19 protein-coding genes are annotated in these 19,821 nt (G+C 64.5%); 13 read left to right on the forward strand and 6 right to left on the reverse strand.

From position 1 onward, the window contains the following. From AC1RMG_RS29985 to AC1RMG_RS30000, 4 genes are all read left to right on the forward strand, one after another. Window positions 1–177: RebB family R body protein (locus AC1RMG_RS29985; RefSeq protein WP_493152434.1), on the forward strand; the 177-nt coding region annotated here is incomplete at its 5' end. A gap of 380 nt (window positions 178–557) precedes the next feature. After that, entirely contained in the window at window positions 558–2,000 is a 1,443-nt protein-coding gene (gabD, locus tag AC1RMG_RS29990) for an NADP-dependent succinate-semialdehyde dehydrogenase (RefSeq protein WP_011058565.1), read from the forward strand. A gap of 177 nt (window positions 2,001–2,177) precedes the next feature. Further along, the gene (gene gabT / locus AC1RMG_RS29995) at window positions 2,178–3,455 is read left to right on the forward strand and encodes a 4-aminobutyrate--2-oxoglutarate transaminase (protein WP_011058566.1); all 1,278 of its coding nucleotides are present in this window, start codon (window positions 2,178–2,180) and stop codon (window positions 3,453–3,455) included. Between the two features lie 138 nt (window positions 3,456–3,593). Next, entirely contained in the window at window positions 3,594–4,808 is a 1,215-nt protein-coding gene (locus tag AC1RMG_RS30000) for a response regulator (RefSeq protein WP_011058567.1), read from the forward strand. Between the two features lie 94 nt (window positions 4,809–4,902). On the opposite strand, the gene AC1RMG_RS30005 is transcribed toward AC1RMG_RS30000, so the two are convergent. Together AC1RMG_RS30005 and desA are read right to left on the reverse strand one after the other, a co-directional pair. Continuing rightward, window positions 4,903–5,895, reverse strand: coding sequence for a GGDEF domain-containing protein (locus AC1RMG_RS30005; protein WP_011058568.1), 993 nt, complete (start codon window positions 5,893–5,895; stop codon window positions 4,903–4,905). 216 nt (window positions 5,896–6,111) lie between these two features. Then, window positions 6,112–7,296: a delta-9 fatty acid desaturase DesA gene (gene desA, locus AC1RMG_RS30010; protein WP_011058569.1), complete on the reverse strand. Its 1,185-nt coding sequence runs from the start codon at window positions 7,294–7,296 to the stop codon at window positions 6,112–6,114. A 146-nt stretch (window positions 7,297–7,442) separates the two neighbouring features. Between desA and dibA the strand changes: the two genes are divergently transcribed. The 6 genes from dibA to AC1RMG_RS30040 all read left to right on the forward strand — a co-directional run bounded on the left by dibA (window position 7,443) and on the right by AC1RMG_RS30040 (window position 13,874). Then, window positions 7,443–9,362 (forward strand): phosphodiesterase DibA, encoded by a 1,920-nt coding sequence (gene dibA / locus AC1RMG_RS30015; protein ID WP_011058570.1) that lies wholly within the window; start codon window positions 7,443–7,445, stop codon window positions 9,360–9,362. A gap of 300 nt (window positions 9,363–9,662) precedes the next feature. Continuing rightward, a complete protein-coding gene (oscA, locus tag AC1RMG_RS30020; RefSeq protein WP_011058571.1) occupies window positions 9,663–9,845 on the forward strand; it encodes a sulfur starvation response protein OscA in 183 nt (60 codons plus the stop codon). A 171-nt stretch (window positions 9,846–10,016) separates the two neighbouring features. Continuing rightward, window positions 10,017–11,027, forward strand: coding sequence for a sulfate ABC transporter substrate-binding protein (locus tag AC1RMG_RS30025; protein WP_493170892.1), 1,011 nt, complete (start codon window positions 10,017–10,019; stop codon window positions 11,025–11,027). Between the two features lie 150 nt (window positions 11,028–11,177). Continuing rightward, the gene (cysT, locus tag AC1RMG_RS30030) at window positions 11,178–11,996 is read left to right on the forward strand and encodes a sulfate ABC transporter permease subunit CysT (protein WP_011058573.1); all 819 of its coding nucleotides are present in this window, start codon (window positions 11,178–11,180) and stop codon (window positions 11,994–11,996) included. A gap of 12 nt (window positions 11,997–12,008) precedes the next feature. Next, window positions 12,009–12,881, forward strand: coding sequence for a sulfate ABC transporter permease subunit CysW (gene cysW, locus AC1RMG_RS30035; RefSeq protein ID WP_011058574.1), 873 nt, complete (start codon window positions 12,009–12,011; stop codon window positions 12,879–12,881). A 3-nt stretch (window positions 12,882–12,884) separates the two neighbouring features. Beyond that, the gene (locus tag AC1RMG_RS30040) at window positions 12,885–13,874 is read left to right on the forward strand and encodes a sulfate/molybdate ABC transporter ATP-binding protein (protein ID WP_011058575.1); all 990 of its coding nucleotides are present in this window, start codon (window positions 12,885–12,887) and stop codon (window positions 13,872–13,874) included. Window positions 13,875–14,015: 141 nt separating this feature from the next. On the opposite strand, the gene AC1RMG_RS30045 is transcribed toward AC1RMG_RS30040, so the two are convergent. Then, a complete protein-coding gene (locus AC1RMG_RS30045; RefSeq protein WP_011058576.1) occupies window positions 14,016–14,540 on the reverse strand; it encodes an Mpo1 family 2-hydroxy fatty acid dioxygenase in 525 nt (174 codons plus the stop codon). Window positions 14,541–14,642: 102 nt separating this feature from the next. On the opposite strand from AC1RMG_RS30045, the gene AC1RMG_RS30050 reads away from it, so the two are divergent. Continuing rightward, window positions 14,643–15,329, forward strand: a complete 687-nt coding sequence (locus AC1RMG_RS30050) for a Crp/Fnr family transcriptional regulator (RefSeq protein WP_125062573.1) — start codon at window positions 14,643–14,645, stop codon at window positions 15,327–15,329. An 85-nt stretch (window positions 15,330–15,414) separates the two neighbouring features. Here AC1RMG_RS30050 and uraH read toward each other — a convergent pair whose 3' ends face one another. Then, a complete protein-coding gene (gene uraH, locus AC1RMG_RS30055; RefSeq protein ID WP_011058578.1) occupies window positions 15,415–15,825 on the reverse strand; it encodes a hydroxyisourate hydrolase in 411 nt (136 codons plus the stop codon). Window positions 15,826–15,924: 99 nt separating this feature from the next. Continuing rightward, complete coding sequence (locus tag AC1RMG_RS30060) at window positions 15,925–16,413, reverse strand: GlcG/HbpS family heme-binding protein (protein ID WP_015633712.1); 489 nt, start codon at window positions 16,411–16,413, stop codon at window positions 15,925–15,927. Window positions 16,414–16,549: 136 nt separating this feature from the next. Here AC1RMG_RS30060 and AC1RMG_RS30065 point away from each other — a divergent pair, with 136 nt between their 5' ends. Beyond that, complete coding sequence (locus AC1RMG_RS30065; protein WP_011058580.1) at window positions 16,550–17,230, forward strand: heavy metal response regulator transcription factor; 681 nt, start codon at window positions 16,550–16,552, stop codon at window positions 17,228–17,230. Beyond that, entirely contained in the window at window positions 17,217–18,605 is a 1,389-nt protein-coding gene (locus tag AC1RMG_RS30070; RefSeq protein ID WP_015633713.1) for a heavy metal sensor histidine kinase, read from the forward strand. The genes AC1RMG_RS30065 and AC1RMG_RS30070 overlap by 14 nt, the downstream gene beginning before the upstream one ends. Window positions 18,606–18,729: 124 nt before the next feature. Here the strand turns inward: AC1RMG_RS30070 and AC1RMG_RS30075 are convergent, their stop codons facing one another. Beyond that, on the reverse strand, window positions 18,730–19,734 hold the full coding sequence (locus AC1RMG_RS30075) for an AraC family transcriptional regulator (RefSeq protein WP_011058582.1): 1,005 nt from the start codon (window positions 19,732–19,734) through the stop codon (window positions 18,730–18,732). Window positions 19,735–19,821 lie beyond the last annotated feature (87 nt).

Raw genomic sequence — 19,821 nt, forward strand, 5'->3', positions numbered from 1 at the left:
GTTTCGGCGCAGCAGCAGCAAAACACCCTGGCCCAGGCGGCCACCAACCAGGGCGTGATGCAGATCTACAGCGTCGACACCACCGCCGGTGCGTCGGCCACCGAGAAAGTCGCCCAGGGCGGTGTGGCCGACAACCTCACCAGCCTGTTGACGGTGCTCAAGTCGTTCAGTAGCTGACCGTTCCCCAGGCGCCATGCCAGCGCCCCCGCCGCCTGCCATAGGCTGCGGGGGCGTTGTCTTTTGCCCGGCGGCATGGGAGGTTGAAGCGGATTTTTTACCGCTAGGCGCCTTTACGTTCTTTTTTTCGAACAGCCTATTGTCCTTTACCCCCGTTGACCCTAGGATTCGTTTGAGATTTCAAACGCTCTTGCCTGGGTGCCCAAACGCACGTCTATTCTTGTGTGCGACTTTTTCGTGCTTTTACCCAGTGAACGATTTTCCTGACGGCAGCCTGGCCACGGGCTGGTGACAGCGCCCCGGCGCTCTCCTCCTGACCTGGCGCCTTTCTACAATCACAATTCGCCCCGCGTATGCGCGGTGCTGTTAAGGAAGCCGACATGCAGCTCAAAGACGCCCAGTTGTTCCGCCAACAAGCCTTCATCGATGGAGCTTGGGTCGACGCGGACAACGGCCAGACGATCAAGGTCAACAACCCCGCTACCGGTGAAATCCTCGGTACCGTGCCAAAGATGGGCGCTGCCGAAACCCGCCGCGCCATCGAGGCCGCCGACAAGGCCCTGCCGGCCTGGCGTGCCCTGACTGCCAAGGAGCGCGCCACCAAGCTGCGCCGCTGGTATGAATTGCTGATCGAGAACCAGGACGACCTGGGTCGCCTGATGACCCTGGAGCAGGGCAAGCCGCTGGCCGAAGCCAAGGGCGAAATCGCCTACGCCGCCTCCTTCATCGAATGGTTCGCCGAAGAAGCCAAGCGCATCTACGGCGACGTGATTCCCGGCCACCAGCCCGACAAGCGCCTGATCGTGATCAAGCAGCCGATCGGCGTGACCGCGGCCATCACCCCGTGGAACTTCCCGGCGGCGATGATCACCCGTAAAGCCGGCCCGGCCCTGGCCGCCGGTTGCACCATGGTCATCAAGCCCGCTTCGCAAACCCCGTTCTCGGCCCTGGCCCTGGTGGAACTGGCGCACCGTGCCGGCATCCCGAAAGGCGTGCTGAGTGTGGTCACCGGCAGCGCCGGCGACATCGGCGGCGAGCTCACCAGCAACCCGATCGTGCGCAAGCTGTCGTTCACCGGCTCCACCGAGATCGGTCGCCAGCTGATGGCCGAATGCGCCAAGGACATCAAGAAAGTCTCCCTGGAGCTGGGCGGCAACGCGCCGTTCATCGTGTTCGACGACGCGGACCTGGATAAGGCCGTCGAAGGCGCGATCATCTCCAAGTACCGCAACAACGGCCAGACCTGCGTCTGCGCCAACCGCCTGTACATCCAGGATTCGGTCTACGACGCCTTCGCCGAGAAATTGAAGGCAGCAGTGGCCAAGCTGAAGATCGGCAACGGCCTGGAAGAAGGCACCACCACTGGCCCGCTGATCGACGAAAAAGCCGTGGCCAAGGTCCAGGAACACATCGCCGACGCCCTGAAAAAAGGCGCGACCCTGCTGGCCGGCGGCAAGTCCATGGAAGGCAACTTCTTCGAGCCGACCATCCTGGTCAACGTGCCCAAGGATGCAGCCGTGGCCAAGGAAGAAACCTTTGGCCCACTGGCGCCGCTGTTCCGTTTCAAAGACGAAGCCGAAGTCATCGCCATGTCCAACGACACCGAGTTCGGCCTGGCCTCGTACTTCTATGCCCGCGACCTGGGCCGTGTGTTCCGTGTGGCCGAGGCCCTGGAATACGGCATGGTCGGGGTCAACACCGGCCTGATCTCCAACGAAGTGGCGCCGTTCGGCGGCATCAAGGCCTCGGGCCTGGGCCGTGAAGGTTCCAAGTACGGGATCGAGGATTACCTGGAAATCAAATACCTCTGCCTGGGTATCTGATCCGGTTTCAAGCGCCGGGGGCACGAGAGCGCTGTCCCCCTGCGCAGCTTTAAAAAACGCACTTTTCAAGGTGGCCCGGGACCGCTCCGACAGTCGATCATCGCATGCTGTCGCAGGCGCTTCCCCGCCCCGCAACCCTTGAATCACACCGCTGCCGCAGCGGTGAATGAGGACACTATGAGCAAGACCAACGCATCTTTGATGAAACGCCGTGAAGCCGCTGTACCGCGCGGTGTTGGCCAGATTCACCCGATCTTCGCCGACAGCGCGAAGAACGCCACCGTCACCGACGTTGAAGGCCGCGAGTTCATCGACTTCGCCGGCGGTATCGCGGTACTGAACACCGGTCACGTGCACCCGAAGATCATCGCCGCGGTGACCGAGCAACTGAACAAGCTGACCCACACCTGCTTCCAGGTCCTGGCCTACGAGCCTTACGTGGAGCTGTGCGAGAAAATCAACGCCAAGGTGCCAGGTGATTTCGCCAAGAAAACCCTGCTGGTGACCACCGGCTCCGAAGCCGTAGAGAACGCCGTGAAGATCGCCCGTGCCGCCACTGGCCGCGCCGGCGTGATCGCCTTCACCGGCGCCTACCACGGCCGCACCATGATGACCCTGGGCCTGACCGGCAAGGTCGTGCCTTACTCGGCCGGCATGGGCCTGATGCCAGGCGGCATCTTCCGCGCGCTGTACCCGAATGAACTGCACGGCGTGAGCATCGACGACTCCATCGCCAGCATCGAGCGCATCTTCAAGAACGACGCCGAGCCTCGTGATATCGCCGCGATCATCATCGAGCCGGTGCAGGGCGAAGGCGGCTTCTACGTCGCGCCCAAAGAGTTCATGAAGCGCCTGCGCGCCCTGTGCGACCAGCACGGCATCCTGCTGATCGCTGACGAAGTGCAGACCGGCGCTGGCCGTACCGGCACCTTCTTCGCCATGGAACAGATGGGCGTTACCGCCGACCTGACCACCTTCGCCAAGTCCATCGCCGGCGGCTTCCCGCTGGCCGGTGTCTGCGGCAAGGCCGAGTACATGGACGCCATCGCTCCAGGCGGCCTGGGCGGCACCTACGCCGGTAGCCCGATCGCCTGTGCGGCGGCCCTGGCGGTGATGGAAGTGTTCGAGGAAGAGCACCTGCTGGATCGCTGCAAGGCTGTTGGCGAGCGCCTGGTGACCGGCCTCAAGGCCATCCAGGCCAAGTACCCGGTGATCGGTGAAGTGCGTGCCCTGGGCGCGATGATCGCGGTGGAACTGTTCGAGAATGGCGACAGCCACAAGCCGAACGCCGCTGCCGTGGCCCAGGTCGTGGCCAAGGCTCGCGACAAGGGGCTGATCCTGCTGTCCTGCGGCACCTACGGCAACGTTCTGCGGGTTCTGGTACCGCTGACCTCGCCGGATGCCCAGCTGGACAAAGGCCTGGCCATCATCGAAGAGTGCTTCGCTGAACTCTGATGACGCTGTGACCTGATCGACAGAAAAACCCGCTTCGGCGGGTTTTTTTTCGCCCTCAGGCGGCTCCAGGGGGATTTGCGTTGTATGGAAGCCCGCGCATTGACTAAGGTGCAAGGGATTGCCTAGGGAGCGTGCTGCATGACCGCTGTTGATTTACCCGCTGTACCTCGCGTGCTGATTGCCGAGGCTGATCCCTGGTCTCGTGATTTGCTCAAGCAAGTGCTGTTGAACGTGCGCTGTGATGCGCGTCTGGACTTGTGTGCCGACGGTCAGGAGGCCATGGACCTGCTGAGCGCCAAACCCTATGACCTGATCATTGCCGATTGGGAGCTGCCGGGCATCGATGGCCTGTCGCTGCTGCGCGCGGTGCGCCAGCGCAAGCGCAATCCGGTGCAGCCGTTCATCCTGCTGAGCGTGCGCAGCGACAGCGCCAGCGTGCGCGAGGCCTTGCCCCTGGCGCCCACTGCCTACCTGACCAAGCCCCTGAACATGGAAGGGCTGACCCAGCGCCTGCAGGGCCTGCTGCTGGACGCCGGCCAGGAAGTCTCCTGCGAGGTGCCGGCCCTGGCGCCGGGCATGACCCTGTGGCCCTTTCTCGAACGCCGGCGCGATGTGGCCGACGGCGCGCCGCTGCTCACCGATGTGCAACTGGCGGTCAAGCGCAGCCTCAACCCCGAAGGCCTGGACCTCAAGGTGCTGGAGGAAGAGATCCGCACCGATCCCCAGGTCACCGCGGTGCTGATCGCTGCAGCCAACAGCGCCGCGCAGCACCATGGCGACGGCGTGCAGACCCTGTCCCAGGCCCTGCATCGGCTGGGCACCGGGCAGAGCATGAACCTGATCCTCGGCCTGACCCTCAAGCGCAGCGCGCGCCTGAGCGATCCGGCCCTGGCCGACTATGCCGAGCGCTATTGGGAGCTGTCCCTGCATACCGCGGAATACGGCCGGACCCTGGCGCGCTTGCTGGACCTGGACCAGGAGCGCTGCTACTGCGCCGGGCTACTGCATCGTCTGGGCGACCTGGCGCTGCTGCGTTGCCTGCAGGAGTGGAAACAGGCCGGCGGCGAGCTGGACGACCAGGAAGAAATCGGCGATGCCCTGGAGCGCTTTGGCGCGGCCTACGGCTCGGCGCTGCGGACCCGCTGGCGCATGCCCCTTGAACTGCGGGAACTGATTGCCTCGATCTACCAGTTGGGCGGTGGGGTGTATTCCCGCGAGGCACTGGTGATGAACCTGGCGGCGCAGCTGGCGCGGCTGACCGAGCACGAAGGGGTGGAAGAGATCGCGCGCTGCAAGACCGCGCGGCTGCTGAAGGTCGGGCTGCCGGAATTGACCCGCCTGCGCAAGGGCTGAACCACTGTAGGAGCCGGCTGGCCGGCGAAGAGGCCTTCGAGTCTTGTGCAAGCCTTGCGGGCCAGCCAGCTCCTACGGGCGAGTGATCGCGGGTTTATCCGGTGATGATGCGGTTCTTGCCCTGGCGCTTGGCTTCGTACATGGCGCTGTCGGCGCGGGCGAACAGGTTGTCCAGGCTTTCGTCTTCCGCCAGCAGGCCGGTCAGGCCCTGGCTCACGGTGATGGTGAACGTCTGGCCCTGGTGGCTGAAATTCTGGCGCTGGATCTCCCGTTGCAGGCGCTCGGCCACCTGGCGCGCCATGTCCGCGGTGCAGCCGGGAAAAACCGCGGCGAACTCCTCGCCACCGATCCGCCCGAACAGGTCGCCGCGACGCAGGGCCGCGCGCCCGCTTTCGGCGATGCGCTGCAGGACGATGTCGCCTTCGGGGTGGCCGTAGGTGTCGTTGATCACTTTGAAGTCATCGATATCCAGCAGCAGGAAGGCCAGGGACGAGCCTTGCAGGCGCGCCTGCTCGAACTCGCGGTTGGCGCATTCGAAGAAGTGCCGACGGTTGCTGCTCTGGGTCAGCACGTCGGTGGTGGCCAGGCGTTGCAACTCGGTTTCCAGCTGCTTCTTTTCGGTGATGTCTTCGGCGATGCCGACCACGATCAGGCGTTGCCCGGGCTCGGCATTGCGGTTGATGAAGCATTTGTCGCTGAGCCAGCGCACCTGGCCCTGGGCATCGATGATGCGGTATTCGCGATCTTCCACCGCGCCCTTTTCCAGGACCTGGGCCAGGCTGCGCTCGGCGTACTCCAGGTCATCGGGGTAGATGCTGTCGCGCCATTGATTGCAGTCCGCCAGGAGCAGGCCTGCGGGGCGACCGAAGATCCGTTCATAGGCCGGGCTGACGTACAGCACCTGGCGGCTGTCCCAGTCGAAGGCCCAGAGCACCGCGTTGACACTGACCAGCAGCGAGCTGAACAGCTGCTCGCGTTCGGTCAGGCGGGCCACTTCGCCCTGTGCATGCATCAGGGCCATCAGGGTTTGCGCGGCTTCGGGCCACTGTGGAAGCGCAGAGGGAGTGTGTGGGTTCTTGTTGACCATCGGCACAGATCTCAAAGGGCGTGCCGCGCGCCGTTAGGCAGCGGCTACAACCAAGCCCGCCTGGGTGGCGAAGTGTTGTTTGAGATAGGGGATCGGGCGCTAAGTTCCCGGCCGCTACAGCGATAGCGCGAGCGCCCGCCAGACGGTCGAGAGGGGCCTGCAAGGCTTGATTTCAGAAGGGCAGCCCCTCGCCACGGGAGTGGCGAGGGGCTGGGGTCAGGCGGTGGTGGGACGCAGGGAATAGGTCTTGAGCTGATGGGCGAAATCACGCAGGGACTGAATGCCGCTGGCCTCGGCCTCGTGTACCCAATCCTTGATGGCCGCGAGCATGTCGTGGCCGTTGGAGCTGGTCTTGACCCAGATCTGCTGCAGGGCCAGACGCTTCTCGTAGATCACCTTCAAGGCCTGGCTGTGCTCCAGCATGCTCTGGATGCGCAGGTGGTGGCGGTCCTCCAGCAGGCTGGTTTCCCGGGACAGCAGGCGCTTGGCGCGGTGGAACTGGTGGCGCACCGAATGATCGACCTTGGCCAGTTCCTGTTTCACCAGCGGGCCGATCACCAGCTTGCGGTACTGGGCCATGATCTGGAACCGGTTGTTGAGGATGGCCATGGCGGTGTCCATGTCCAGGTGGCCCTTGCCTTCGACCCGGTGGGCGATGGGCGCCACGCGCTGGACCCTGGCCAGACGCAGGAAGCTGAAGACCTTGATCCAGGCCCAGCCCAGGTCGAACTCCCACTTCTTCACCGAGAGCTTGGCCGAGTTGGGGTAGGTGTGGTGGTTGTTGTGCAGCTCTTCGCCGCCGACGATGATGCCCCAGGGCACCAGGTTGGTGGCGGCGTCGCGGCATTCGAAGTTGCGGTAGCCCACCGCATGCCCCAGGCCATTGATGACCCCGGCGGCCCAGAACGGAATCCACATCATCTGGATGGCCCAGATGGTGATGCCGATGGTGCCGAACAGCAGCAGGTCGATGGCTGCCATCAGCGCCACGCCGCCCAGCTTGTAGCGGCTGTAGAGGTTGCGTTCGATCCAGTCTTCCGGGCAGTTCTTGCCGTAGATGCGCAGGGTCTCCGGGTTCTTCGCCTCTTCGCGATACAGCTCGGCGCCCTTGCGCAGCACGGTGGACAGGCCCTTGACCACCGGGCTGTGGGGGTCGTCGGCGGTTTCGCACTTGGCGTGGTGCTTGCGGTGGATGGCGGTCCACTCGCGGGTGTTCTGCGCCGTGGTCAGCCACAGCCAGAAGCGGAAGAAATGTTTCAGGCCGGCGTTGAGTTCCAGGGAACGGTGCGCGGAATAGCGATGCAGATAGACCGTGACCGCGACAATGGTCACGTGGGTCATCAACAGGGTGACTGCCACCAGTTGCCAGGCGGACAAGCCAAGTAAACCTTCGTACCACATAGGCGATAAGGCCCTCGATAAAGAAAAAAACAGCCCAGGCATTATCACTAAGCCCACTGAGAAAACCAGTCGCCCTTTCAGATAAGAGTGGCGGAATGTTTCTTCCTCTATAATCCCAAACTTTTCGTGTGGAAATAGACGGACTTATGTCGGTTTCTTATCGCAATGGTTTGCGTGCCGCGCTGCTCTATCTGCTGTTGTCGCTGGTCTGGTTGCAGTTCAGTGGTTACTTATTGAGCAGTTTCTTCGATGAGTTTTCCGATCGGGCCCATTGGCAACTGGTTGGCGGCTATGCCTGGGCGGTGGTCAGCGCGGTGCTGATCTTCTTCGCCCGGGCCCGTCTGCTGCGGGTGTTGGGGGCCGATCGCTGGCTGCGCCACCAGCAGAAGGACCGCGAGCGCCTGCGCCAGGCGGCGGCGGTGTTCGACTGCACCCGCGAAGGGGTGCTGGTGAGCGATACCCAGGGGCAGATCGTCCACGTCAACCGCGCCTTCATCGAAATCACCGGCTACCAGCGCGAAGAGGTGCTGGGCCGCCAGCCGAGCCTGTTCAAGTCCGGGCATCATTCGGCGCAGTTCTATCAATCGATGTTCGACTCGTTGCAGAAGACCGATGAGTGGAGCGGTGAAATCTGGAATCGGCGCAAGAGCGGCGAGATCTACCCGCAATGGCAGACCATCCGCGCGATCCGCGATGAGCAGGGCGAGCTGACTCATTACGTTGCGGTATTTTCCGACATCAGCGCGATCAAGGATTCCGAGCACGAGCTGGCTCACCTGGCCCATCACGATCCGCTGACCGACCTGCCCAACCGCCTGCTGTTCACCGACCGTGCCGAACAGGCCCTGGCTTCGGCGCAGATCCACAAGCGCGGCTGCGCCATGCTGATGATCGATCTGGACCACTTCAAGATGATCAACGACAGCCTGGGGCACAACGTCGGCGACCAACTGCTCAAGGCGGTGGCCGAGCGCCTGGGCGGGATGTTCGGCCCGGGCATCACCCTGGCGCGCCTGGGCGGCGACGAGTTCGCGGTGCTGGCCGAAAGCTGCCCGCAGCTGGTGCAGGCGGCGGCCCTGGCCCAACGCATCATCGACGGCCTCAAGGAGCCCTTCCAGCTTGGCGAGCAGCAGGTGGTGATCAACGCCAGTATCGGTATCAGCCTGTTTCCCAGCGACGCGCTGAGTGCCAGCCAACTGCTGCGCAACGCCGATGCGGCGCTGTTCAAGGCCAAAAGCGCCGGGCGCAACGGTTACGCCCTGTACACCGAGGAGCTCACCGCCCATGCCCAGCAGCGGGTGGAAATCGCCTTCGAGCTGCGCCGCGCCCTGGACCAGCAGGAACTGCGGGTCTACTACCAGCCGGTGCACGACCTCAAGACCAGCCGCCTGGTAGGCGTCGAGGCCCTGGTGCGCTGGGAGCATCCCGAGCGCGGGCTGGTGTCGCCGGCGGAGTTCATACCGATTGCCGAGCGCACCGGGATGATTGCCGAGATCGATGCCTGGGTCATGCAGCAGGCTTGCCGGCAGATGTGCCAGTGGCAGGCCGATGGCGTGGTGCTGTCGTTTATCGCGGTGAATGTCTCGACCCGCCTGTTCGCCCGCAGCGAGCTGTACCAGCAGGTGGCCCAGGTGCTGCACGAGACCGGGCTGGACCCGGCCTACCTGGAGCTGGAAGTCACCGAAAGCGCGGTGATGGACGATCCCGAAGTGGCCCTGGAGCAGATGCACCGTTTGCGCGAGCTGGGTATTCGCCTGGCCATCGACGACTTCGGCACGGGCTACTCCTCCCTGCTGCGGCTCAAGCGCCTGCCGGTGCAGAAGCTCAAGATCGACCAGGGTTTTGTCGCCGGCCTGCCGTTCGACGAGGACGATGCAGCGATATCCCGGGTAATCATTGCCCTGGCCCAGAGCATGGGCATGCAGGTGCATGCCGAGGGTATCGAGCAGGTGGAACAGGCGCGTTTCCTTCTGGAGCACGCCTGCGACCTGGGCCAGGGCTACTGGTTCGGCCGGCCGATGCCGGCGGCGCAACTGGTCTGGAGCAACGCCCCGCAGATCCGTTGATCCCTGTAGCCGCTGCCGCAGGCTGCGAACGGTTTGGGCGGCATACCGACGTGGCAGGCGCGGTGTTGAGGTTTGGCGCAAGGGCGCCAGGCAAGGCCCTGGGGGCCTTTGCGCAACCTCGCTGAAGCTCGGCAGCGGCTACAGGGTTGGGGCTAAGCTGCTGTCAGCTCGAATAATTTCTTCTGGTTATATAAACATTCTTAAATAGTATTTTTAAGAATATCCGGCCCTATCTAGTATTGCTCCCACGCCGCAAGCAGTGCCGCCACTGCCAGGCACATCCCACTCAGGAGCAACACCATGAGCGCATCTCTACGTAGCGTTGACGGCCAGGACGAAGCAACCATCTTGCGGGAAATTCAAAGCGCACTGCGCGACCTGCGCTTCGGTGCGGTGGAAATCACCGTGCACAACGCCCAGGTCGTGCAGATCGAACGCAAGGAAAAATTCCGTCTGCAGCAGCCCGGCCACAAACCGAGTTGAAAGTACCTCGCTGAACACCGCGTCACCCTCTCGCGAACGAGAGGCCCGACTGGTCAACCGGAGGGCGTCATCCATGACCCCCTGCACGAATCCCAGCGTTCCTTTTCGAATGCGGGCTGAAATCGCCATAAGAAAAATGCCAGCACCTTAAAAAATTTCAGGAGCTTCACCATGTCGTCGATTCGCCGTTATGCCCTGGCCGCCCTCGCCAGCGCCGTTTTCGCCGGTTCCGCCGTTGCCAAGGACTATGAGCTGCTCAATGTGTCCTATGACCCGACCCGTGAGCTGTACCAGGATTACAACGCCGAGTTCGTGAGCTTCTGGAAGAAGGACCACCCGGGCGACAACGTGAAGATCCAGCAATCCCACGGTGGCTCGGGCAAGCAGGGCCGGGCGGTGATCGACGGCCTGCGCGCCGACGTGGTGACCCTGGCCCTGGCCGGTGACATCGACGAAATCGCCAAGCTCGGCAAGACCCTGCCGGCGGACTGGCAGAAGCGCCTGCCCGACGCCAGCACGCCCTACACCTCGACCATCGTGTTCCTGGTGCGCAAGGGCAACCCCAAGGGCATCAAGGATTGGGGCGACCTGATCAAGAAAGACGTCTCGGTGATCACCCCGAACCCGAAAACCTCCGGTGGTGCACGCTGGAACTTCCTCGCCGCCTGGGCCTACGGCCTGAAGGCCGGTGGCAGTGAGGCCAAAGCTCAGGAATACGTCAAGGAGCTGTTCAAGCACGTACCGGTGCTGGATACCGGGGCCCGCGGCTCGACCATCACCTTCGTCAACAACGGCCAGGGCGACGTGCTACTGGCCTGGGAAAACGAAGCTTTCCTGGCCCTCAAGGAAGACGGCGGCGCCGACAAGTTCGATATCGTCGTGCCTTCGCTGTCGATCCTCGCCGAGCCGCCAGTGGCGGTGGTGGACAAGAACGCCGAGAAGAAAGGCAACACCCAGATCGCCGAGGCCTACCTCAAGCACCTGTACAGCCCGGCCGGCCAGGAAATTGCCGCGAAGAACTTCTACCGCCCACGGGACAAGGACATCGCCGCCAAATATGCCCAGCAGTTCCCGAAACTGGACCTGGTAACTATCGACAAGGACTTCGGCGGCTGGAAAACTGCCCAACCGAAATTCTTCAATGACGGTGGCGTGTTCGACCAGATCTACACGGCGCAATAACCCTGTTGTAGGGGCTGGCTTGCCAGCGAAGGCGCCCCTGAGGGCAAAGCACGACTTGCGGGCCCTTTGGCCGGCAAGCCGGCTCCTACCAGGCAGAGCCCGCATTGAGTTGCGGGTTTTGCGTATCCGTTCCGTTAACCAAGGACTCTTATGTCGCGTCGTATCTCCCCCGTCATACCCGGCTTCGGGCTGACGCTGGGCTACACCTTGGTGTACCTCAGCCTGATTGTGCTCATCCCCCTGGCGGCGATGTTCGTGCATGCCGCGCAACTTACCTGGGAACAGTTCTGGGCGATCATTTCGGCGCCACGGGTGCTCGCCGCACTCAAGCTGAGCTTCGGTACCGCGTTGTATGCGGCCATCATCAACGGCGTCATCGGCACCCTGCTGGCCTGGGTCCTGGTGCGCTACAGCTTCCCCGGGCGCAAGATCATCGATGCCATGATCGACCTGCCATTCGCCCTGCCCACCGCCGTGGCGGGCATTGCCCTGACCGCGCTCTACGCGCCCACCGGCCTGGTGGGGCAGTTCGCCACCGACCTGGGTTTCAAGATCGCCTACACCCCCCTGGGCATCACCCTGGCACTGACCTTCGTCACCCTGCCATTCGTGGTGCGCACGGTGCAGCCGGTGCTGGCGGACATCCCCCGTGAAGTGGAAGAAGCTGCCGCCTGCCTGGGTGCCAAGCCGTGGCAGGTGTTCCGCCATATCCTGGTACCGGCCCTGCTGCCGGCCTGGCTCACCGGTTTTGCCCTGGCCTTTGCCCGGGGCGTGGGCGAGTACGGTTCGGTGATCTTCATCGCCGGCAACATGCCGATGAAGACCGAGATCCTGCCCCTGCTGATCATGGTCAAGCTCGACCAGTACGATTACACCGGCGCCACTTCCATCGGCGTGCTGATGCTGGTGGTTTCCTTCATTCTGCTGCTGCTGATCAACCTGCTGCAGCGGCGCATCGAACGACCTTAAGGAGGCGCGACCATGTCCCAATCGTCCATTTCCGCCGCGTCCTCCGCCAACGCCGCCCGCCGTGGCAGCGCCACCTCGCGGCGCCTGCTGATCGGCCTCGGCTGGCTGATCTTCGCCCTGTTCCTGCTGCTGCCGCTGTTCATCGTGGTGTCCCAGGGCCTGAAGCTCGGCCTGGGGGCGTTCTTCGATGCGATCTTCGAGCCCGACGCCCTGTCGGCGCTGAAACTCACGGTGATCGCGGTGCTGATCTCGGTGCCCCTGAACCTGGTGTTCGGGGTCAGCGCGGCCTGGTGCGTGAGCAAGTACTCGTTCCGCGGCAAGAGCATCCTGGTGACCCTGATCGACCTGCCGTTCTCGGTGTCGCCGGTGATCGCCGGCCTGGTCTATGTGCTGATGTTCGGCGCCCAGGGCCTGTTCGGCCCGTGGCTTTCGGACCACGACATCCAGATCGTCTTCGCCTTGCCGGGCATTGTCCTGGCCACCATCTTCGTCACCGTGCCCTTCGTTGCCCGGGAACTGATCCCGCTGATGCAGGAGCAGGGCACCCAGGAAGAGGAGGCCGCGAGGTTGCTGGGGGCCAATGGCTGGCAGATGTTCTGGCACGTCACCGTGCCCAACATCAAGTGGGGCCTGATCTACGGCGTGGTGCTTTGTACCGCCCGGGCCATGGGTGAGTTCGGCGCGGTGTCGGTGGTTTCCGGGCACATTCGCGGGGTCACCAACACCCTGCCGCTGCACGTGGAAATCCTCTACAACGAGTACAACCACGTCGCCGCCTTTGCCGTCGCCAGCTTGTTGCTGATCCTTGCGTTGTTCATCCTGCTGCTCAAGCAGTGGAGCGAATCCCGAATCAACCGCCTGCGCGCCAGCGCCGCGGAGGAATAAGTCATGTCGATCGAAGTCCGTAACGTCAGCAAGAACTTCAACGCCTTCAAGGCCCTGAACAGCATCAACCTGGACATCCAGAGCGGCGAGCTGGTGGCCCTGCTGGGCCCGTCCGGCTGCGGCAAGACCACCCTGCTGCGGATCATCGCCGGGCTGGAAACCCCGGACCAAGGCAGCATCGTGTTCCACGGCGAGGATGTCTCGGGCCACGACGTGCGTGATCGCAACGTCGGTTTCGTGTTCCAGCACTACGCCCTGTTCCGCCACATGAGCGTGTTCGACAACGTTGCCTTCGGCCTGCGCATGAAGCCGAAGAACCAGCGCCCCAGCGAGAGCAAGATCGCCGAGAAGGTCCACGAGCTGCTGAACATGGTGCAGCTGGACTGGCTCTCCGACCGTTACCCGGAACAGCTCTCCGGCGGCCAGCGCCAGCGTATCGCCCTGGCCCGCGCCCTGGCGGTGGAGCCCAAGGTGCTGCTGCTGGACGAACCCTTCGGCGCCCTCGACGCCAAGGTGCGCAAGGAGCTGCGGCGCTGGCTGGCGCGGCTGCACGAAGACATCAACCTGACTTCGGTATTCGTTACCCACGACCAGGAAGAAGCCATGGAAGTGGCCGACCGCATCGTGGTGATGAACAAGGGCGTGATCGAGCAGATCGGTTCCCCGGGCGAGGTCTACGAGAACCCGGCCAGCGACTTCGTCTACCACTTCCTCGGCGACTCCAACCGCCTGCACCTGGGGGAGGACAACCACGTGCTGTTCCGGCCTCACGAAGTGTCGCTGTCGCGTTCCGAACTGGAAGACCACCACGCCGCCGAAGTGCGGGATATCCGTCCGCTGGGGGCCACCACCCGGGTGACCCTGAAGGTGGAAGGGCAGAGCGAACTGATCGAAGCCGAAGTGGTGAAGGACCACGACAGCCTGATCGGCCTGGCCCGTGGCGAAACCCTGTTCTTCAAGCCCAAGGTCTGGCAGAAACACGCCAGCCTCTGACCCCGCCGACATCACGCTCGCTGTAGGAGCTGGCTTGCCAGCGAAAGCGTCCTTCAGGTTTGCACCTGGCTCGAAGGCCTCTTCGCCGGCAAGCCGGCTCCTGCGGGGGCCGGCCCAATATTCCCGAAGCGTTCCCGGGCTTCAGATCATGGCTTTCTTGTGCCGCAGGGCCACCGGGCCCGAGCGCTGCTCGATGGCCTGTTTCAAGTCGTGGCGCAGCCCCAGCAGGAACGCCAGTTCGGCCACCACGAACAGCGGACCGACGATCAAACCCGACAGATCATCGACGAAGGCCGGCTTGCGGCCCTCGTAGTAATGGCCGATGAACTGGATCACCCAACCGATCACGAACAGGCCCAGGCCGCTGCTCAGCCAGAGCCCGGTACTTTGCGCCGCCAGCACCTGGCCGGCCCACACCGATAGCGCCATCAGCACCGTCATCAGCACCCCCAGGCGCACTTCCAGGCGCAGGTAGAACACTGACGCGGCCAGGGCCAGCAGCAACGCCGGCGACCACGACAGCCCGGCCATGCTCCAGGCGGGACGCGACAACAGCACGGCCACCGCCACCACGATCATCGGAATGCCGATAAAGTGGCTGGCGATATTGCGCGGATCGCGATGGTAGGCGGCGTATTGACTGAGATGATCAACGAGGCTTTTCATTGTTGTTCCTCCGTTAGGGTGGCTCGATCATGCCCGGCGGCGGTGCTCGGCTCTGTCAGCTAGGCGACAATCATTGCGATGCCCTGAGGGAAAGACCTGTTCATGGACCTGCACCAGTGGCGTGAATGCCTGATGACCGGCCAGTGGTTCAGCCACCTGCCGGCTTCCTTACAGAATAGTTTGCTCGACAGTGCGCGCCTGCGCCGGCTGACGGCGGGGCAGTGCCTGTTCCGGCGCGGCGATCCGCCCTGTGGGCTGTACGCGGTGCTCGAGGGCACGGTGCGGGTGGGCGCGGTCAGCGAGCAGGGCAAGGAGGCCTTGCTGAGCCTGATGGAAGCGCCCCACTGGTTCGGCGAGATCTGCCTGTTCGACGGCCAGCCCCGTACCCACGATGCCTACGCTGAGGGCGCCTGCACCCTGCTCCAGGTGCCGCAGGCGAATCTGCTGCAACTACTGGAGCAGCAGCCGCAATACTGGCGCCAGTTCGCCCTGCTGATGAGCCACAAACTGCGCCTGGCCTTTATCAACCTGGAGCAGTTGAGCCTGATGCCGGCCCCGGCGCGGGTGGCCAGCCGCCTGCTGGCGATGGCCGCCGGCTACGGTGAAGTGGCCCAGGCCCGCCGCGTGCTGCAATTGCCCCAGGAACAACTGGCGCTGATGCTCTCGCTGTCGCGCCAGACCACCAACCAGATCCTCAAGGACCTGCAGCACCAGGGCATCCTGCGCTTGAGCTACGGCGAGATCGAAATCCTCGACACCGAGCGCCTGCGCGCCCTGACCTCGCCATAGAAGCCCCCGCGATATTCCTGCCTCCCGTAGGAGCTGGCTTGCCAGCGAAGAGGCCCGCAAGATCGCCTTCGCCGGTAGCCGGTTCCTACGAGCCACGATAGGTCGAGAACCCATAAGGGCTGAGCAACAACGGAATGTGGTAATGCTGCTCGGTCTGCCTGACCTCGAAGATCACCGGGATCTCCGGAAAGAAGGTCTCGCGCTTGGCTTGCCTGAAGTACTCGCCGGTCTTGAACACCACCCGATACTCGCCGGCCGTCAGCGCCCGGCCCGCCGGAAACAGCTCGGCAATCCGCCCCTGCTCATTGGTCACCCCTTCGGACAAGGGCTTCCAGTCCTGGCCCACCTGCTGCTCCAGGGTCACCTTGACCCCCGGCGATGGCAGGCCGTTCTCCAGGTTCAGCACGTGCACGCTCAACGGATTGCCTGCCGCCAGGGCCAGGCTCGACAAACCACACAGGCCGATGGCCGCCAGACTATTACGCAAAACATTCATGCCCCACTCCTTTCTCGATTGAACAAACAACACAACCTGTAGCCGCTGCCGAGCCCGCGAGGCTGCGAACGACCGCAACGCGGGCGCAGGCTTTCACGATCACTCACGCCCGGCCTCGGTAGCCAACCCCACCCGCTGCGCGGCCTGGAGCGCACACGCCTCGTCCTGCGCTGCGCCACCGGCCCCGGCAATCCCGATGGCCCCCACCAACTGCTTGCCGGCAAACAACGCAAGGCCGCCACCGAGCAACAACAGCTCCGGCAAGGTATTGAGATTGGCCGCCTCGGGGTTGTTGCGCGCCCGTTCGGCGAACAGCCGGCTCGAAGTCTTGGTCGACAGCGCGGTGTAGGCCTTGCGCTGGCTGGCCGGGCCGTTGTGCGGGCCCACCCCATCGCCGCGCATCGCCACCAGCAGGTTGCCGCCACGGTCCAGCACCGATACCGCCGCGGTGCACTGGGCCAGGCTGGCATCGGCCAACTGACGGGCGGCGGCCAGGTCCAGTTCGGCATGGCGCGGCAGTTCGAGCGCCGCCAGGGCCGTGCCGGCGAGGCTCAGGCCGAGGCCCAGGACAAGAGGTTTGCAGATCATCGAACGAGCTCCATAAAGACCGGTGGCCACCTTAGCCAGCGCACTCCGTCAGAACTCCGTCGTCTTGATTACAAGTTTGTAATGGGCAAGCGCGCGCCGGGCGCCTAGCCTGTGCCGATCATTTCCGAGGTGCGCCATGCGTTTGCTGGTAGTTGAAGACGAAGCCAAGACCGCCCATTTCCTTGCCAAGGGCCTGGGAGAGTCCGGCTTTGCCGTGGACGTGGCCCTGAACGGCCTGGACGGGCGCTATTTCATCGAGCAGCAGGAGTACGACCTGATCATCCTCGACGTCATGCTCCCCGGCCTCAACGGCTGGCAGTTGCTGCAACTGGTGCGCCAGCGCGGTGCCACCCCGGTGCTGTTCCTCACCGCCCGCGACGCTATCGAAGATCGGGTCCGCGGCCTGGAACTGGGCGCCGACGACTACCTGCTCAAGCCCTTCGCCTTTGCCGAGCTACTGGCCCGGGTGCGCACCCTGCTGCGCCGCGGACCGCTGCGCGAGGCCGAGTCCTTCAGCATCGCCGACCTGGAGATCGACGTGCTGCGCCGTCGCGTCAGCCGTGGCGGCCAGCGCATCGCCCTGACCAACAAGGAGTTCGCCCTGCTGCACCTGCTGGCCAGCCGCCAGGGCGAAGTGCTGTCGCGGACCCTCATCGCCTCCCAGGTGTGGAACCTGAACTTCGACAGCGACACCAACATGGTGGAAGTGGCGGTACGAAGGTTGCGGGCCAAGGTCGACGACCCCTACATGCCCAAGCTGATCCACACCGTGCGTGGCGTCGGCTACCAGCTGGAAGCCCCGGATGAAGCGCTCTAGTTCCATCGCCTGGCGGCTGGCCCTGGCCTTTGCCGCGGTCTGCGCCCTGGTGCTCAGCGTGATCGGGGTGTTCCTCTACCGTTCCCTGGCCGGGGAAATCGCCTACCGCGACGACCTGGCCCTGCTCGGCCGCCTGGAACAGGTGCGGGCCCTGCTGCAGGACAGCGACAGCCTGGATGCCCTGCAAGCCCGGCCCCGGCTGTACCAGAACATGCTGGGCAACCAGGAAAGCCTGCTGCTGGTGCTGCGGGCCGATGGCTCGACGGTGATCGACATCAACCCGCGCCGGCAGCCCCTGCCCGCGCTCGACCCCATTGCGCTGCAACAGGCGCCGCAACGCACCGATGTCCGCCTCTGGCCGGGGCCGGACGATGTGCCGGTGGCGCTGCTGGCGGGCCAGGCCCGGGGGCCCAAGGGCGAAGCCCTGACCGTGGTGGCCGGCAAGGTTCTCAGCGAGCGCGAGCAGATGCTCGCCAGTTACCGCCTGCGCCTGTACCTGGCGGTGGGGCTGGGGGCCTTGCTGGCCTTCGCCCTGGGCCTGCTGCTGTTGCGCCGGGGCTTGCAGCCCTTGCGCCAGCTCAGCGAAGCGGCCCGCCAGATCGACCTGCGCAGCCTCGACCGGCGCCTGCACACCAACGGCATCCCGGCGGAATTCCACGAGCCGGTGCAGGCCCTGAACGCCATGCTGGCGCGCCTGGAAGAGAGCTTTGAGCGTCTGTCGCAATTTTCCGCCGACCTGGCCCACGAGATCCGCACGCCGTTGCACAACCTCCTGGGCAGCAATGGCCTGGCCTTGAACCAGCCGCGCAGTGCGGCGGAGTACCAGGAAGTGCTGGCCTCCAACATGGAAGAGTTCGAGCGCCTGGGACGCATGGCCGAGAACCTGCTGTTCCTGGCCCGGGCCGAGCAGGCCGATGCGGTGCTGGACCTGCAGGTACTGTCACTGGCCGGTGTCGGGGCGCAACTGTGCGACTACTTCGAAGCCCTGGCCGACGACCGCCAGTTGCGCCTGGAGAACGGTTTTTCCGGCGAGCTGCGGGCTGACCAGCAATTGCTGCAACGGGCCCTGGGCAACCTTCTGGCCAATGCCGTGCGTCATGCCGATGCAGGGTCGCTGATCCGCCTGCGGCGCCACGACGAAGCGGGCTGGTGCTGGTTGCAGGTGCACAACCAGGGCCCGGCGATCGCCCCCGAGCACCTGCCCCGGCTGTTCGACCGTTTCTACCGGGTCGACCCGTCCCGAGCCGAGCCGGGGGACTCCGGGGGCCTGGGGCTGGCCATCGTGCACTCGATCATGCTGCTGCATGGCGGCCAGGTGCGGGTCACGAGCGATGAGCAGGCCACGGTATTCGAACTGGGCTTCCCCCTCCTGTAGCCGCTACCGAGCCTGCGAGGCTGCGACAAGGCCGCCAGGCCTTCAGCGGCCTGCAGTATTTGCGCCCGCGTTGCGGTCGTTCGCAGCTTCGCAGGCTCAGCAGCGGCTACAAGGCTGCTGGGGCTTAGCGCAGGCCGTCGCGAAATTGCCCCGGGGTCATCCCGGTCCAGCGCTTGAATGCCCGGCTGAAACTGCTGGCATCGGCAAAGCCCAGCAGGTAGCTGATCTCGCTCAGGGAGCATTCCAGGTCCCGCAGGTGCAGCAGGGCGAGGTTTTCCCGGCATTCGTTGAGCAGGGTGTCAAAGCGCGTGCCTTCATCCGCCAGGTGCCGTTGCAGGCTGCGCAGGCTCAGGTGCAGGGCCTGGGCCACTCGCTCCGCCGAAGGTTCGCCTTCGGGCAATTGGGCTTCGATCACCCCGCGTACCTTGCGCTCCCAGGTCAGGGGCCGCAGTTGCAGGAGGGTGCGCTTGAGCACCGCTTCGTTGTGCTCGGCCAGCTCCGGGTTGGCGTCGTCCAGGTGGCTGTCGAAATCGTGCAGGCCGAACTCCAGGCAGTCGTCCACGGCGGCGAACTGCACCGGGCAGCGGAATACCTTGTGCCACTGGCTCGGGTCCGCCGGGGCCGGGCGCCGCAATTGCACGGCCAACGGCGCGTAGTCACGGCCCAGGCGGTTGCGGCAGGTGCGCACGTAGATCGCGGCAAAGGCGTCGATGGCTTCGAAGGCCGGTTGCGGCGCGCCTTCGGGCACCTTGAGGAAGAACCGGTAGCGGTCCGCTTCCCGGGTCAGGGCCAGTTCCAGGGCATCGCTGACCACCTGGTGATAACGCACGATGCGTTCGAACACTTCCCGCAGGCTGCCGCTGGCCACCAGGGCGTAGCCCAGGGCATGGAAGGTGGTGGGGCTGACAAAGCGCGACACCCGCAGGCCGATGGCCGGGTCGCCGCTGGCCTGCACGGCGAGATGCCACAGGCGGGTGGTGGCCGACAGCGGGTAGCGGGCGTTGGGGTCGTCCATCAATTGCGGGTCGAGCCCGGCTTCGCGGCACAGTGCGGCGCTGTCGAGGTCCAGAGCGTCCAGTTGCTTGCGCAAGGCGCGGGTCCAGCTGGCAAGGGAGGTGGCTTCGGTCATGCGATTGGCGCGTCCGGTCAACAGGTTGGCGTTTACGGCTAGCGCCCGGAGCCGGGGCTCGGGGCAGGATGCACACATCACTGACCA

This window comes from Pseudomonas sp. GW822-FHT04H02 (assembly GCF_058800645.1).

What these genes read in the sequence shown, in the direction of transcription:
- gabD (WP_011058565.1), top strand. Translation starts at nt 558, where the DNA reads ATGCAGCTCAAAGACGCCCAGTTGTTCCGCCAACAAGCCTTCATCGAT.
- gabT (WP_011058566.1), top strand. Translation starts at nt 2,178, where the DNA reads ATGAGCAAGACCAACGCATCTTTGATGAAACGCCGTGAAGCCGCTGTA.
- AC1RMG_RS30000 (WP_011058567.1), top strand. Translation starts at nt 3,594, where the DNA reads ATGACCGCTGTTGATTTACCCGCTGTACCTCGCGTGCTGATTGCCGAG.
- AC1RMG_RS30005 (WP_011058568.1), bottom strand. Translation starts at nt 5,895, where the DNA reads ATGGTCAACAAGAACCCACACACTCCCTCTGCGCTTCCACAGTGGCCC.
- desA (WP_011058569.1), bottom strand. Translation starts at nt 7,296, where the DNA reads ATGTGGTACGAAGGTTTACTTGGCTTGTCCGCCTGGCAACTGGTGGCA.
- dibA (WP_011058570.1), top strand. Translation starts at nt 7,443, where the DNA reads ATGTCGGTTTCTTATCGCAATGGTTTGCGTGCCGCGCTGCTCTATCTG.
- oscA (WP_011058571.1), top strand. Translation starts at nt 9,663, where the DNA reads ATGAGCGCATCTCTACGTAGCGTTGACGGCCAGGACGAAGCAACCATC.
- AC1RMG_RS30025 (WP_493170892.1), top strand. Translation starts at nt 10,017, where the DNA reads ATGTCGTCGATTCGCCGTTATGCCCTGGCCGCCCTCGCCAGCGCCGTT.
- cysT (WP_011058573.1), top strand. Translation starts at nt 11,178, where the DNA reads ATGTCGCGTCGTATCTCCCCCGTCATACCCGGCTTCGGGCTGACGCTG.
- cysW (WP_011058574.1), top strand. Translation starts at nt 12,009, where the DNA reads ATGTCCCAATCGTCCATTTCCGCCGCGTCCTCCGCCAACGCCGCCCGC.
- AC1RMG_RS30040 (WP_011058575.1), top strand. Translation starts at nt 12,885, where the DNA reads ATGTCGATCGAAGTCCGTAACGTCAGCAAGAACTTCAACGCCTTCAAG.
- AC1RMG_RS30045 (WP_011058576.1), bottom strand. Translation starts at nt 14,540, where the DNA reads ATGAAAAGCCTCGTTGATCATCTCAGTCAATACGCCGCCTACCATCGC.
- AC1RMG_RS30050 (WP_125062573.1), top strand. Translation starts at nt 14,643, where the DNA reads ATGGACCTGCACCAGTGGCGTGAATGCCTGATGACCGGCCAGTGGTTC.
- uraH (WP_011058578.1), bottom strand. Translation starts at nt 15,825, where the DNA reads ATGAATGTTTTGCGTAATAGTCTGGCGGCCATCGGCCTGTGTGGTTTG.
- AC1RMG_RS30060 (WP_015633712.1), bottom strand. Translation starts at nt 16,413, where the DNA reads ATGATCTGCAAACCTCTTGTCCTGGGCCTCGGCCTGAGCCTCGCCGGC.
- AC1RMG_RS30065 (WP_011058580.1), top strand. Translation starts at nt 16,550, where the DNA reads ATGCGTTTGCTGGTAGTTGAAGACGAAGCCAAGACCGCCCATTTCCTT.
- AC1RMG_RS30070 (WP_015633713.1), top strand. Translation starts at nt 17,217, where the DNA reads ATGAAGCGCTCTAGTTCCATCGCCTGGCGGCTGGCCCTGGCCTTTGCC.
- AC1RMG_RS30075 (WP_011058582.1), bottom strand. Translation starts at nt 19,734, where the DNA reads ATGACCGAAGCCACCTCCCTTGCCAGCTGGACCCGCGCCTTGCGCAAG.